The organism is Paenibacillus prosopidis (genome assembly GCF_003337375.1).
Lineage (GTDB): Bacteria > Bacillota > Bacilli > Paenibacillales > Paenibacillaceae > Pristimantibacillus > Pristimantibacillus prosopidis.
In genome coordinates this window covers 52258-65359 of the sequence record NZ_QPJD01000025.1, presented here as the reverse complement: position 1 = coordinate 65359, position 13102 = coordinate 52258, and the positions used below count along the sequence as shown (strand labels likewise).

Here is a 13102-nt window from a genome sequence, read left to right as displayed (position 1 = left end):
ACCAAGCTGTGTATCCGGTATTAGCATTCGTTTCCGAATGTTATCCCAGTCTTACGGGCAGGTTACCTACGTGTTACTCACCCGTCCGCCGCTAATCTTATCCCGAAGGATAAGATCCGCTCGACTTGCATGTATTAGGCACGCCGCCAGCGTTCGTCCTGAGCCAGGATCAAACTCTCCAAATTGGTGTTTGATTGCTCAATACTTTTTATCGCTTTTCCGCTCATCCGTTAGGATTTGCGGGGCAGTTTCACTCGTTGTTCAGTTTTCAAAGAACAATCTTTTCTTTCGTGTCAACCGCGTTTAGGTCAGCGGCGACAAGAAATAATATATCACAGGGGCCCATTTGAATGCAACCCCTTTTTTAAATATTTTTTTAAAAACATTTATTATCTGTGTGATCTAGCGTTAAGCGCATAACGGGACAGCTCTTTCGGGGAGGCGATACGGGCATACATTCGGAAGATAATCTTGTATCTTCTCGTAATTGCTTGCTTGATATCTCCATCTAATCTTGAGTCGTTAAGATCAAGCAGCATTTCATCCAGTTCTTTGCGAAGGACGTAGTCGAGTTCTTTGCATTCTTTATCGTTGAACAGTATTCCGAGCATAGCCGTGAGCGACCTCCTTTTGATGTAAAGCGCAACTAGACCGTCCTAAAACGAACAAAAAAGCAACGCCTTACGCAAATGCGCTTCGACACTGCTTTACTGTTATGCTCAAATATTGGAAAAATTATTACATCTTTAACAACCATGTTGTAATTGTACTTTCAATTAATGATGCAATAAGCAGCGAGATCGTCAATATAACCATCACTGGAACTGTTCGAATGACGAAAGTTTCGAGCTCGCGGCCTACACCGGCCGTTTTGGATCTGGCGAATATAAGGGATCCTAATCCTTTAAACGCAAGAACGCCGAAACGCATACCATAGGCGCAAGCGATAATGATAGCCGGTATTTCAAGAATACCGTGCGGGAGAAGACCTTTGACTACAAGCTCAAACACATATCCCCCTCCATGCACCTCAGCTACCCGCTGCAGCAAATAACCGACTACCATTCCATTCACAACTAGAAAGAAAAAAGGTAATATCCCGAACAATGCGCCTAAATACATAACGAAAATCGATTTGACCGCATTATTTAGAAAAATAACGATGATACTCATTAAAACCGGATTTTCCGACTGTTCAATAAAATTTGAGAGCTGTTCTAACCCCTCCATCTGATTATTAAGAAACGATTGGAATGCTGGATTCGTCCCTCCGATAATCATTCCCGCGAAAAAAAGGATAAAGCCAAACGCTATATATGGATTCATTTGTTTGAAATGATCCGCTATTGTACGCCATTTGAACATCATATTTCTCTCCTAACGCTTAAGTTTCCAATAGGCATGAATAACTTTTGTGTACGAGCATAGATTGTACTAGAACAAGCTTCCATTAGGAAAGGAGAGCCCTTCCCCATGAACGTTTTTTATGTGTTAAACGGCCGTAAGTTAAAAAGGTATTTTTTAATTGCAATCGCGGTTGTATTCTCAATCGGTATTATTTACGCCGAACGCGACAACATCACCGTCTTCTCCCCGCAGCAGCCGGCTGCCATTTACAGTGTTCCGACAGAAAAGAAACTCGTTGCTCTTACCTTTGACATTAGCTGGGGCGATAAACGTACGGAGCCCATTCTTAATGTTTTAAAGGAAAAGAACGTAACGCAGGCTACCTTCTTCTTATCCTCACCGTGGAGCCAGTCCCATCCGGAAATCGTAAAAAAAATTCAACAAGCCGGCTACGAAATCGGGAGCCACGGGCACAAGCACGACAACTACAGCAAGCTGAGCGACGAAGAAATCCGCAAGCAAATTACAACAGCGCACAACATCTTATCTGAAATGGTCGGTAAACAGCCGAATTTGATCCGGTTGCCTAACGGAGATTTCGATAAGCGTGTGCTGCGCATCGCAGAGGAACTACAATATAAGGTGATCCAATGGGATACTGATTCACTTGATTGGATGAACATCGGAACGGACAAAATTATTAATCGCGTCGTATCGCGGGCTCATCCAGGAGACATTATACTGTTCCACGCGAGCGACTCCGTCAAGCAAACGCATGAGGCACTGCCGGTCGTCATTGACCAGCTGCGGGCGAAGGGTTACGAATTCGTAAGCGTATCCGAGCTTATCGCTCAAACCGAAATAGACGGCAAAGCTGTGCAGGACAAGACGACTTCTACTTTCCCGCAGCTTGATGCCGCAGCTTTAGAATAATCATTTTATACTACCGGCTTTGCGGCTACTGCCGCTTGGCCGGTTGTTTCTTTTTTGAGGAGCCGGTGCATCATCATAATTTGGTACGCATTGCAAACGAACAAAGGAACCATCATAAATACGATAGCAGATACGTTAGTCTCGCCCTGCAGCGCAGGCCAAGCTTCAATAAAGGTAATAACAAACATAAGAAACATCGTCGGTACGAATGCCGTTTTGTTCGTTTGCTTAACCTTTAACCAAGACACGAGTGCGGAGCAGATGAGCAACACGAGCGGCAGCAGCCAGAAAAACCAATTGTTCATGCGCTGCTCATACAATAAATAGCCTAGACCGATCGCTGCGAATATCGTCGTATAGCCCTGCAGCGCGTTCCACAAATATTTTTTGCCGAAAACGCTTAGGGCAATATAATTCAAGGTTAAATAAGCGAAAAAGCCCATTTGACTAAACGCTCCGATCATCAATCCAACCATCGCCATCATTAGTGCATTAAATCCAACCGCCCTAAAGCCTAAAAAACCGAATTCCGGATCGGTCCATTGCATCACTGCTCCGGTCACTACGCAAACCACCGCACCGACAGCCATGCTGCTCCAAAACAAAAAGAACCATTTTTTTAAATTCACGTTCCGTATCCTCCTGAAAACTAACTTTGAATAATTACGCTCTCCACTCTCGGCCAAAATTGGCTTCCGCATTACCCTTTATTTTACCACGTTCACAACAAAAAGCTAACGGTTGTCCATGATAATACGGTGAACAATGCGCATAATAAGAGCACGAAACAACACTTTTGAGACGATTTGTCCATTTCCATCGAATACATGTGTACTGACATAGAAGGGAGCAAGCAAAACATGCGCATAAAGCGGGCTTTATTGTCGGTTATCCCTGCAATGGCCATTGTATTGACAAGCTGCGCCGCACCACCGCCACCAACTGAACAAGTAAGCTACAAAGATGTAAAGTCTATGGTCATCGATATTTTAAAAACACAAGATGCTCAAAAGGCTCTGCAGGAATCATCGCAGCAGATGTCGGGTTACAGTACTAAGCTGCTGAGCAGTCAAGACCAGGAGACAGTAAGATTAGCAGTGAAGGATGTACTCGTCTCTCCCGAATACGACAAAGTCATTAAGAAGCTTATGGTGGATACCCGTTTTGCAGCCGAGTTTGCTAAGGCTGTTAACAAGCAAAATAAAGACATTCACAAGGAACTGATCAAGGATCCGTCCTATCAGGCTGACTTACTTAAAGTGATGAAGAATCCGGAAATGGATAAAATGATTCTTGATGTTCTGCAAAGCACACAGTATCGAAAAGAAGTGATGTCGCTCATGCAGGAATCGATGCAAAACCCATTATTCCGTGTCGAAGTGCTTGACCTGATGAAAAAAGCGGTACAGGAAGAGCTAAAACCGAAGCCTGATGAAAAGGTTGAGAAGAAAAAGAAAGAAGAAGAAGCATTCGCAGAGGAAGAAGGGCAAAGTGAAGAAGCAAGTGGGGAAGATGAAGGTGGATGAGTCAGGAATGCCAGGAATGTAAATGAAAAAAAGCCCGAACGGCTAGTCCAATGTGCAAAGCAAACTTGCTGCAAAGGATTATCGTTCGGGCTTATTATTTTTAAATGATCATGTAAACATTTACTTGAAAATTGCTTGTTAAACGGTGCATTTGCTTAATACGCTCTCAGCCAGCTCCAGGTAAAGCTTGCCTGTATCGGATTCCGCTTTGTACACGGAAGGTGAAAAGTCGTGTTCGGACGGATGATTGTCTGGTGCGCCAAGCGGAATTTGCGCAAGCAGATCAGCATGAAGCGTCTCAGCAAGACGAGCGCCGCCGCCGCGTCCGAATACATATTCCTTCTCTCCGGTCGAGGGAGATACGTAATAGGACATATTTTCGACAATGCCAATAATTTCGTGCTCCGTTTTGATGGCCATCGCCCCTGCCCGCGCAGCTACGAAAGCAGCTGTCGCATGCGGCGTTGTGACGATAATTTCTTTGCTTTGCGGTATGATTTGGTGAACGTCAAGCGCTACGTCGCCAGTACCCGGAGGCAGGTCCAGCAGCACATAGTCGAGCTCGCCCCATTCGATCTCTTGAAAAAAGTTGCGCAGCATTTTGCCGAGCATCGGGCCGCGCCACACGATCGGGCTGTTATCTTCAACAAAGAAGCCCATCGACATTACCTTAACGCCGAACTTCTCGATCGGGATTACCCGTTCGTTCACAACGTTCGGACGCTCCTCGATGCCCATCATATCGGGCACGCTGAAGCCGTAAATATCAGCGTCGATGATCCCGACGCGCTTGCCCTTACGGGCTAAGGCGACCGCAAGATTGACGGTCACCGTTGATTTGCCGACGCCGCCCTTGCCGCTGGCGACGGCGATGAACTGCACCCCGCTGCGAGGATCCAGCAGCGGGCTTGCAAGCCCGGCCCCGTGGCCCTGTACGGGTGCCGGGCCGCCAGCTTTGCCGGCACCGGCGCTAGCCGCAGCCGGCGCTGCAGCTGCCGCAGGCGGCGGCGTAGCTGCGCCTGCGCCCGCGGCAGGCGCAGCCTCGGCCCGAAACCGGCAGTGCACGGTTTCGGCGCCCAGGCGCGCCAGCGCCTCGCGAAGCGAGGCTTCCAGCGCGGGCTGCGCAGCCGCGCTAACCCCAAGGACCGTCAACGATACTTGACGGTCCCGCACCATGACATCGCGGAACGATATCGGTTCCGCGGTATATTGTGCCGTCACGGATTCGACGGCTTCTATTGCTTGCTCGCGTGTAAGCATAAATTTTTTCCCACCTTTATGTAATGACGACTATTTAATACTTAGTATAACACAGTAACCATATCAACCAACTAATGAGTTAAGTATGAAGTTTCCATTTTGTAGGAGTTATTTAAACCCGTCAGCGTTCAGTTATTTCTTCTTTCAGCACACTTCCGCTTAGCTTTTCCCCTGAACTGTACCTTAGTATACCCTCATATATGGATGCGGCAACCTTCCGCTGATATTCGGCATCCGCAAGCCGCTCGGCCTCCCCCGGATTAGAAAGAAATCCTACCTCCACCAATGCCGTCGGAATATCCTCAATGGCCTTCAATACATATACATCCTTTACAGTAGCTGCGGTACGAGTTGTGTTTTCGAGATTTCGTCTAATCTCATCCTGTATGAACGTGGCAAGAATCCGGTTCTCCGGATGGTTTGCAGGATGATAAAAGGTTTGCGCCCCTGACCATTTATTCGAGGGAATGCTGTTCATATGTATACTGATGACTGCAGCCGGTTGACTTTCCCTAATGACCGACACGCGTTTCTTCAAATCTTCTGTCTTTCGTTTGCTATAAGCACGCGCGTCACCCGTCGCAAGATCGTAATCGCCTTCCCGGGTCATGATAACTATCGCTCCCGCCTGCTGTAAGTAATCCCGCAAATACAGCGCGATCGCCAAATTCAAGTCCTTCTCTATAACGCCCTGCTTGCTGACAGCGCCCCCGTCAACTCCCCCATGACCGGCATCGATGGCAATTGTCTTACCTGAGAGCGGCAACGTCCAATAGGACCATGTCCTTGATACGGGCATCGTTTGACTAAGCAATATTCCTGTCAAAATAATAACTAGCAGGCCTATACCGATTCGAATTGCCCCTTTATACGTCATCCACACGACAACATGCCGACCGATTCGGCGCATAAAAAAACCACCTCGTCCTCCATCTAATGAATAAGCGGCATCATATGCTTTTAATAAGCCATATGCACTCATTCATTTATATGGGACGAGATGGTCGTTTATGAGACAAACCAATAACGAAAATGAAGCGATTATCCTACAGGCTGTTCAGACATACCTTCAATAAGGATCTTAGCCACTTCCGGACGCGAGAACTCAGGCGGCGGGCAAACGCCATCGCGCAGCAATGCGCGAACCTTTGTACCCGAAAGAGTCAAATGATGCTCTTTATCATGCGGACATGTTTTCGAAGTAGCCATGTTACCGCATTGCTTGCAGTAGAAGCTGTGCTCGAAGTAAAGCGGCGTAATGCCAAGATCTTCAGCAGAAATGGATTTCAACAGATCCTGTGCTTCGTAAGTACCGTAGTAATCGCCAACGCCTGCATGGTCGCGGCCAACGATAAAATGCGAGCAGCCATAGTTTTTACGAACGATCGCATGGAAAATCGCTTCGCGAGGTCCAGCGTAACGCATGGCTGCCGGGAATACGCCAAGAAAAACGCGATCCTTCGGATAATAATTTTCGAGAAGGGCCAGATAGCTCTTCATTCGAACATTTGCGGGAACATCATCCGATTTTGTTTCGCCTACGAGTGGGTTCAGGAACAAAGCATCGACAATTTCCATTGCCGTCTTCTGAATATATTCATGAGCGCGGTGAACAGGGTTACGCGTTTGGAAGCCAACAATCGTTTTCCAGCCTTTTTCCGCAAAAATACGGCGAGTTTCCGAAGGGTCGAAATAAAACTCTTTAAACTTCTCGGGCTGTGGACGGTTCAATACAGTGATAGCACCGCCTACATAGGTAGAAGAACGTTCTAACAGCTTCTGTACGCCCGGATGCTCAAGATCATCGGTCTTGAATACGTTAACCGCTTCAAGCTTCTGATCAACGCTATAAATGCTTTCGATATCGATAACGCCGTAGATAACACCGTCTTCGCCAACAAGCGCAGCGCGCTCACCAGCCGCGAACTCTGCCGCTTTCTTCTCTTCTACAGCAAGTGTAATCGGAATGCTCCATACGGTACCGTTAGCAAGACGCATGCTCTCTACTACCGAACGGTAGTCTGCTTCATTCATGAAGCCTGTCAACGGGGAAAAAGCGCCTACACCGATCAAATCAAGGTCGGAAATCGTCCACGTGTTGATCGTAATGGATTTCAAAGCTTTAGCTTCTGCTAGTAACGCTTCACGTTGTTCGCCCACGGCGATTCGGTTAACCAGTACACCGCCATGCGGTAAAATTTGACTCATAATGCTTGTAGCCTCCCAAAGGTTTGCAAATGCTAAGCAAAAATCGAAGCATCCGCTTATAATTATATATCTTACTTATGCAAGCCGCATTCTGTTTTCTCTTGACCAGCCCAGCGTCCAGCGCGCGGGTCTTCACCCGGCATAACTTTACGCGTGCATTGCTCACAGCCGATACTTGGGTAATTTTGGTCATGCAGCGGGTTATAGATGACATCATTCTCGCGAATGTAGTTCCATACGTCTTCCGACGTCCATCCAGCAATAGGATTGAACTTAACCAAGCCGAATTTTGTATCGTATTCAATTTTTTTCGAGTTTGCCCGAGTCGGCGCCTGATCACGGCGGATACCTGTAATCCAAGCCTCATACTTCGACAAAATGTTTGTTAGAGGTTTAACTTTACGGATGTTGCAGCATGCATTGGCATCAGTCTTCCATAGCTCTTCGCCGAATTGTGCAGCTTGTTCCTCAGGCGTCATTTCCGGCTTAACTTCAACGAAAGGAATTCCTGGATAACGTTCGGCCATACGGTCGCGTGTCTCATAGGTTTCCTTGAAGTGAAAGTCGGTATCCAAATAGAAAATATCCGTTTTCGGACTAATTTTTTGGAGCATGTCGACCAAAACAACGTCTTCTGCGCCGAAGCTGCAGGCAAATGTAATGTTAGGGAAGGTTTCTACCGCATAAGCGATAATTTCTTCCGGTGTTGCGTTCTCAAGCTCTACCGCTTTTTGCGCGATAAGCGCTTCTTTTTCAAAAAGGTTCATTTTTATGCCCTCCGTTTTTAATTCCTAGTAAAATAGTCTGTATAAAAATTATACGTCCTAAGCGGTCATTGTTCAATATTAAGTTTACACCAAAATGAAATAAAGTTTTTACCTTTTTTGTTAAGTCACAAAAAAACGCCTTCTCCGGCATGCAGAGAAGGCATTTGTCTTGTACATATTAACGTTTCGAGAATTGTGGAGCGCGACGAGCCGCTTTAAGACCGTATTTTTTACGTTCTTTCATACGCGGATCACGTGTCAGGAAGCCTGCACGTTTTAGAGCCGGACGGAATTCAGGGTCTGCTTTGAGCAGAGCGCGGGAAATACCGTGACGGATAGCGCCAGCTTGACCGGACATTCCACCGCCGTTAGCGATTACAAGCACATCGTATTTCGACAATGTGTCAGTAAGGTTAAGCGGTTGTTTTACGATCAGCTTGAGTGTTTCCAAACCGAAATATTCATTCAAATCGCGTTTATTAACAATGATTCGTCCTTCACCCGGCACAAGACGTACACGTGCAACAGAGTGTTTACGACGACCGGTTCCATAGTATTGCACTTGAGCCATGAAACATGTCCTCCTCTTTATTACCCGCGAAGTTCGTAAACTTCAGGGTTTTGTGCTTGATGTGGATGTTCCGCACCTGCGTATACTTTAAGTTTAAGCTTCATTTTGTCGCCAAGACGATTCTTAGGCAACATGCCGTGTACCGCGAATTCGATAACGCGCTCCGGCTTGTTTTTGATCATCTCTTGTGCCGGTGTTACTTTCAAACCACCTGGGTACATCGAGTGACGGTAGTACATTTTGTCCGACATTTTTTTGCCTGTCAGAACGATTTTCTCAGCATTGATAACTACGACGAAATCGCCTGTATCAATATGTGGTGTAAATTGCGGTTTGTGCTTGCCGCGGATCAGAGCTGCTGCTTCACTAGCCAAACGGCCAAGCGTTTTGCCTTCCGCATCAATGACGAACCATTTACGCTCAACTTCATTTGGCTTAGCCATATAGGTGGTACGCATGGATGATCCTCCTTAATTCTTATACATTAATCGTTTTTTATAACAACGTAAACGTTGGTTTGATATTCATTGTTGATTGCCAAGTTTGTGACGATCTCAGTCGGGGCTGTGGGTTAGCCACTTCGAAAGCACAAGTTATATTCTACTATAAAGAATAGGTAAGTGCAAGTAATTTATAGTGATTTATCCTTGTTTTTCGATGAAATATTCAACATCCATCAGCATCAATCCGTGCGGCATTGCGGTTGGTCCAGCGAGTGATCGATTGCGCCCTTCGAGGATGCGTTTTATATCAGACGGAACTAGTTTCCCTTCGCCTACCCATAATAAAGTTCCCATAATAACGCGAACCATATTGTACAGAAAACCATTGCCTGTCACGTACATATGAACGATTGGGCCTTCCTGTATGAAGTCTGCTTCATAGATTGTGCGAATATGATGAGGCTTAGTAGAATGTATTGATGTGAACGAAGTGAAATCATGCTCTCCGACTAAATAGGTCAAACCCTCTCGCATCGCATCTATATCAAGCGGAGTCGGATGATGAAAGCGGAACTGACGGCCAAATACGTCCGGAAACTTCCCGAGATCTATCGTATAACGATACGTTTTGCGCTTAGCGGATCTTCTGGCATGAAAATGCTCCGGCACATCGAATGCTTCGATGATGACGATATCCTTCGGTAACCGCGTATTCAGAGCAATCGCCCACCTCTGCGTCGGAATCGTTGATTCCGTGTAGAAGTTGAACATCTGTCCCTGCGCATGCACTCCCGCATCGGTACGTCCTGATCCAATAATAATAATGGTCTCGCCTGTCAGCTTCTTAATGGCCTTTTCAATTTCACCCTGCACCGTTCTGCCGTATGGCTGCGATTGAAAGCCGTTAAAGCCTGAACCGTCGTAGCTCACTTTGACGCATATGTTGCGCATCCAACCTGCCCCCTTTTAAAAGGGATTTCCATCCCCCTAATTAAGATAACCTACACCTTAACCAAGGGACCCATCCCTCTAAATCCCCCTTCATAAGGGGGACCCCGAGGCGCTCCGCCCTCTGGACACCTGGGAGGTGTCTTACAAGCTCATCCGACGCTCCCTGGTGACTTTTATCTGTAGCAGTCGCTTTCGTCCACTTCAGCCGCTTACACGGCCTTATGGACACGCTTGGCGTTTTGCGCACCTGCAAACAATACAAAGACAATACCATGGCGTATCCCGCAAGCATTATAAGAACAAACCAATATAGACAATAACCGTGAACAGCAAATAAAAAAAGGTGGCCGCAAGGGTCCACCCTTTTCTCTACGTATAAGCTGGGACAAGGTTTTTCGCTGTGGACTAGCTCATACGCTTCTCGACTATTGGGTTATACTTACGCGCGGTCAACCAATTCCAGGTAAACCATAGGCGCAGCATCGCCGCGACGAGGACCTAGCTTCAGAATGCGCGTGTATCCGCCCGCACGTTCCGAGTAACGGGTAGCCAGTTCGGAGAACAGCTTTTGAATAGCGTCTTGTTGTCCGTCAACGGATTCACGACGAACATAAGCAGCTACTTGACGACGAGCACTCAGATCACCTTGCTTAGCTTTAGTGATCAGCTTCTCAGCGATAGAACGAACTTCTTTCGCTTTAGCTTCAGTCGTTTGAATACGCTCATAAAGGAACAAATCAGTAACGAGGTCACGGAACAATGCTTTCCGTGCACTAGCGTCACGTCCCAATTTTTGATATGCCATCTTGTTTTCCCCTCCCTTGCTCTTTTGTCTATTCTTGTTGGTTTACTACTCTTCCATACGAAGGCCCAAACCGAGCTCTTCAAGCTTCTCTTGAACTTCCTCGAGTGATTTACGGCCCAGGTTACGAACCTTCATCATGTCCTCTTCGGATTTCGTGATCAGCTCTTGAACGGTGTTAATGCCTGCGCGTTTCAAGCAGTTATAAGAACGGACGGAAAGATCAAGCTCCTCGATCGTCATCTCAAGAACTTTCTCTTTCTTATCTTCTTCCTTCTCAACCATAATTTCCGCGTCTTTGGCTTCATCGGTTAATCCAACGAACAGGTCCAAATGCTCGGTCAAAATTTTAGCGCCGAGGCTTACAGCCTCTTCCGGTCTAATACTGCCGTCAGTCCATACTTCAAGCGTCAGCTTGTCGTAGTTCGTAACTTGACCCACGCGCGTATTTTCAACGCTGTAGTTGACACGAGTAATTGGCGTGTATATCGAATCAACGGGTATTACCCCAATCGGTTGTTCGTCCTTCTTGTTGCGGTCCGCTTGCACGTAACCGCGTCCCCGATTAGCAAAAACCCGCATATGGAGCCGCGCGCCGGAGGCCAAGGTTGCGATGTGAAGATCAGGGCTTAAAATCTCGACATCGCTGTCAGCTCGAATGTCGCCCGCTGTAATATTCCCTTCGCCTTCCGCGTCGATTTCCAACACCTTTTCTTCATCGGAGTGGATTTTCAACGAGAGGCCCTTCAGGTTCAGAATGATTTCGGTCACATCCTCAATCACTCCGGGAACCGTAGAGAACTCGTGAAGCACTCCGTCGATTTGAACCGAGGTTACTGCTGCACCCGGCAAAGATGACAATAAAATTCGGCGAAGCGAATTTCCAAGCGTCGTGCCGTATCCGCGTTCCAGCGGTTCGACGACGAAACGTCCGTAAGTTCCCTCGTCATTCAGTTCTACGGTTTCGATTTTCGGCTTTTCGATCTCAATCACTAATAGTACCCTCCTTCAAACGTCGCTCCGTTACCTTACTTATTTTAAGTCAAATCTTGTAGTATGCCAAACCTTCACAACCATTATTCACAAGTTGTTGTTATTTGATACCACCAAGAATCCAACTATACGCGACGACGTTTCGGCGGACGGCATCCGTTATGAGGAACTGGTGTTACGTCTTTAATGAGGTTAACTTCCAATCCAGCAGCTTGAAGCGAGCGAATCGCTGCTTCACGGCCGGCGCCTGGTCCTTTTACCATCACTTCGACAGTTCTCATGCCATGCTCCATCGCTGCTTTCGCTGCGGATTCAGCAGCCATTTGAGCTGCGAACGGCGTGCTTTTACGGGAACCTTTGAAACCAAGGTTACCAGAGCTTGCCCAAGAGATTGCATTACCGTGCGGATCCGTGATCGTAACGATCGTATTGTTGAACGTCGAGCGAATGTGCGCAACGCCAGTGTCAATATTTTTCCGGTCGCGACGTTTCGTACGAACGACTTTTTTTGGTTTAGCCATTGTCCATTATCCTCCCTTCTTATTTCTTCTTGTTAGCTACAGTCCGACGAGGACCTTTACGTGTACGGGCATTTGTTTTTGTACGTTGACCGCGAACAGGCAATCCACGACGGTGACGAAGACCGCGGTAGCATCCGATTTCAGTCAGACGCTTGATGTTAAGCGAAATTTCACGACGCAAGTCGCCTTCTACTTTAACAGATTTATCGATTGCTTCGCGCAAGCGACCCAATTCGTCTTCTGTCAAATCGCGAACGCGAGTGTCGAAGTTAACATCAGCTGTTTTCAAAAGTTTTTGCGACGTTGTTTTGCCAATACCGAAAATGTACGTCAGGGCGATTTCGACGCGTTTATCACGCGGCAAGTCTACACCAGCTATACGTGCCATAGGCTATATTTCCCTCCTTCTATCCTTGTTTTTGTTTGTGTTTCGGATTTTCACAAATCACCATAACGTTGCCTTTGCGACGAATGACTTTGCATTTTTCGCAGATCGGCTTAACCGAAGGTCTGACCTTCATTGTGATTACCTCCCGAATCTTTCGTAAGTAAGCCCCAAAGGACTACTTCCGATAGGTGATGCGCCCTCTTGATAAATCATAAGGCGATAACTGTATAACCACTTTGTCTCCTGTCAGGATGCGGATAAAGTGCATTCTGAGCTTTCCGGAAACGTGTGCGAGAATTTGATGACCGTTCTCCAGCTCCACCTTGAACATGGCATTCGGCAACGGTTCGATGACCGTACCTTCGACCTCAATGACGTCTTCCTTAGCCACC

18 protein-coding genes and 1 rRNA gene are annotated in these 13102 nt (G+C 46.9%); 2 read left to right on the top strand and 17 right to left on the bottom strand.

Annotated elements, in window-relative coordinates:
- The 3 genes from DFP97_RS28135 to DFP97_RS28125 all read right to left on the bottom strand — a co-directional run.
- Positions 1–185: ribosomal RNA gene (locus DFP97_RS28135) — 16S ribosomal RNA — on the bottom strand; the annotation flags it as partial.
- A gap of 204 nt (positions 186–389) precedes the next feature.
- Entirely contained in the window at positions 390–611 is a 222-nt protein-coding gene (locus DFP97_RS28130; RefSeq protein WP_114383991.1) for a hypothetical protein, read from the bottom strand.
- Positions 612–738: 127 nt separating this feature from the next.
- Complete coding sequence (locus tag DFP97_RS28125) at positions 739–1368, bottom strand: stage II sporulation protein M (RefSeq protein WP_245976630.1); 630 nt, start codon at positions 1366–1368, stop codon at positions 739–741.
- A gap of 105 nt (positions 1369–1473) precedes the next feature.
- On the opposite strand from DFP97_RS28125, the gene pdaB reads away from it, so the two are divergent.
- On the top strand, positions 1474–2280 hold the full coding sequence (gene pdaB, locus DFP97_RS28120) for a polysaccharide deacetylase family sporulation protein PdaB (protein ID WP_114383989.1): 807 nt from the start codon (positions 1474–1476) through the stop codon (positions 2278–2280).
- Positions 2281–2285: 5 nt separating this feature from the next.
- Here pdaB and DFP97_RS28115 read toward each other — a convergent pair whose 3' ends face one another.
- Entirely contained in the window at positions 2286–2909 is a 624-nt protein-coding gene (locus DFP97_RS28115; protein WP_245976629.1) for a KinB-signaling pathway activation protein, read from the bottom strand.
- 231 nt (positions 2910–3140) lie between these two features.
- Between DFP97_RS28115 and gerD the strand changes: the two genes are divergently transcribed.
- Entirely contained in the window at positions 3141–3806 is a 666-nt protein-coding gene (gene gerD, locus DFP97_RS28110; RefSeq protein ID WP_114383988.1) for a spore germination lipoprotein GerD, read from the top strand.
- 138 nt (positions 3807–3944) lie between these two features.
- On the opposite strand, the gene DFP97_RS28105 is transcribed toward gerD, so the two are convergent.
- The 13 genes from DFP97_RS28105 to infA form a co-directional block, all read right to left on the bottom strand.
- A complete protein-coding gene (locus tag DFP97_RS28105; protein ID WP_114383987.1) occupies positions 3945–5066 on the bottom strand; it encodes an Mrp/NBP35 family ATP-binding protein in 1122 nt (373 codons plus the stop codon).
- A gap of 121 nt (positions 5067–5187) precedes the next feature.
- Positions 5188–5976, bottom strand: a complete 789-nt coding sequence (cwlD, locus tag DFP97_RS28100) for an N-acetylmuramoyl-L-alanine amidase CwlD (protein ID WP_114383986.1) — start codon at positions 5974–5976, stop codon at positions 5188–5190.
- 131 nt (positions 5977–6107) lie between these two features.
- Positions 6108–7274, bottom strand: a complete 1167-nt coding sequence (gene sat, locus DFP97_RS28095) for a sulfate adenylyltransferase (RefSeq protein WP_114383985.1) — start codon at positions 7272–7274, stop codon at positions 6108–6110.
- Between the two features lie 71 nt (positions 7275–7345).
- Complete coding sequence (locus tag DFP97_RS28090; protein ID WP_114383984.1) at positions 7346–8041, bottom strand: phosphoadenylyl-sulfate reductase; 696 nt, start codon at positions 8039–8041, stop codon at positions 7346–7348.
- 178 nt (positions 8042–8219) lie between these two features.
- On the bottom strand, positions 8220–8612 hold the full coding sequence (gene rpsI, locus DFP97_RS28085) for a 30S ribosomal protein S9 (protein WP_028609625.1): 393 nt from the start codon (positions 8610–8612) through the stop codon (positions 8220–8222).
- 20 nt (positions 8613–8632) lie between these two features.
- Positions 8633–9070: a 50S ribosomal protein L13 gene (rplM, locus tag DFP97_RS28080; RefSeq protein WP_114383983.1), complete on the bottom strand. Its 438-nt coding sequence runs from the start codon at positions 9068–9070 to the stop codon at positions 8633–8635.
- Positions 9071–9253: 183 nt separating this feature from the next.
- Positions 9254–10006: a tRNA pseudouridine(38-40) synthase TruA gene (truA, locus tag DFP97_RS28075; RefSeq protein ID WP_114383982.1), complete on the bottom strand. Its 753-nt coding sequence runs from the start codon at positions 10004–10006 to the stop codon at positions 9254–9256.
- Positions 10007–10445: 439 nt separating this feature from the next.
- Positions 10446–10811 (bottom strand): 50S ribosomal protein L17, encoded by a 366-nt coding sequence (gene rplQ / locus DFP97_RS28070; RefSeq protein ID WP_114383981.1) that lies wholly within the window; start codon positions 10809–10811, stop codon positions 10446–10448.
- Positions 10812–10856: 45 nt separating this feature from the next.
- A complete protein-coding gene (locus tag DFP97_RS28065) occupies positions 10857–11801 on the bottom strand; it encodes a DNA-directed RNA polymerase subunit alpha (RefSeq protein WP_028609629.1) in 945 nt (314 codons plus the stop codon).
- Positions 11802–11926: 125 nt separating this feature from the next.
- Positions 11927–12322, bottom strand: a complete 396-nt coding sequence (gene rpsK, locus DFP97_RS28060; RefSeq protein ID WP_028609630.1) for a 30S ribosomal protein S11 — start codon at positions 12320–12322, stop codon at positions 11927–11929.
- Between the two features lie 19 nt (positions 12323–12341).
- On the bottom strand, positions 12342–12710 hold the full coding sequence (gene rpsM / locus DFP97_RS28055; protein WP_028609631.1) for a 30S ribosomal protein S13: 369 nt from the start codon (positions 12708–12710) through the stop codon (positions 12342–12344).
- Between the two features lie 19 nt (positions 12711–12729).
- Positions 12730–12843: a 50S ribosomal protein L36 gene (gene rpmJ / locus DFP97_RS28050; RefSeq protein ID WP_003333770.1), complete on the bottom strand. Its 114-nt coding sequence runs from the start codon at positions 12841–12843 to the stop codon at positions 12730–12732.
- Positions 12844–12885: 42 nt separating this feature from the next.
- On the bottom strand, positions 12886–13101 hold the full coding sequence (gene infA / locus DFP97_RS28045; protein ID WP_015847200.1) for a translation initiation factor IF-1: 216 nt from the start codon (positions 13099–13101) through the stop codon (positions 12886–12888).
- Position 13102 lies beyond the last annotated feature (1 nt).

Coding starts and splice junctions, on each gene's coding strand:
- DFP97_RS28105 (WP_114383987.1), bottom strand. CDS start 5,066: ATGCTTACACGCGAGCAAGCAATAGAAGCCGTCGAATCCGTGACGGCA.
- gerD (WP_114383988.1), top strand. CDS start 3,141: ATGCGCATAAAGCGGGCTTTATTGTCGGTTATCCCTGCAATGGCCATT.
- rpsK (WP_028609630.1), bottom strand. CDS start 12,322: ATGGCTAAACCAAAAAAAGTCGTTCGTACGAAACGTCGCGACCGGAAA.
- DFP97_RS28130 (WP_114383991.1), bottom strand. CDS start 611: ATGCTCGGAATACTGTTCAACGATAAAGAATGCAAAGAACTCGACTAC.
- DFP97_RS28125 (WP_245976630.1), bottom strand. CDS start 1,368: ATGATGTTCAAATGGCGTACAATAGCGGATCATTTCAAACAAATGAAT.
- rpsM (WP_028609631.1), bottom strand. CDS start 12,710: ATGGCACGTATAGCTGGTGTAGACTTGCCGCGTGATAAACGCGTCGAA.
- rpmJ (WP_003333770.1), bottom strand. CDS start 12,843: ATGAAGGTCAGACCTTCGGTTAAGCCGATCTGCGAAAAATGCAAAGTC.
- rplM (WP_114383983.1), bottom strand. CDS start 9,070: ATGCGTACCACCTATATGGCTAAGCCAAATGAAGTTGAGCGTAAATGG.
- DFP97_RS28090 (WP_114383984.1), bottom strand. CDS start 8,041: ATGAACCTTTTTGAAAAAGAAGCGCTTATCGCGCAAAAAGCGGTAGAG.
- pdaB (WP_114383989.1), top strand. CDS start 1,474: ATGAACGTTTTTTATGTGTTAAACGGCCGTAAGTTAAAAAGGTATTTT.
- sat (WP_114383985.1), bottom strand. CDS start 7,274: ATGAGTCAAATTTTACCGCATGGCGGTGTACTGGTTAACCGAATCGCC.
- cwlD (WP_114383986.1), bottom strand. CDS start 5,976: ATGCGCCGAATCGGTCGGCATGTTGTCGTGTGGATGACGTATAAAGGG.
- truA (WP_114383982.1), bottom strand. CDS start 10,006: ATGCGCAACATATGCGTCAAAGTGAGCTACGACGGTTCAGGCTTTAAC.
- rpsI (WP_028609625.1), bottom strand. CDS start 8,612: ATGGCTCAAGTGCAATACTATGGAACCGGTCGTCGTAAACACTCTGTT.
- rplQ (WP_114383981.1), bottom strand. CDS start 10,811: ATGGCATATCAAAAATTGGGACGTGACGCTAGTGCACGGAAAGCATTG.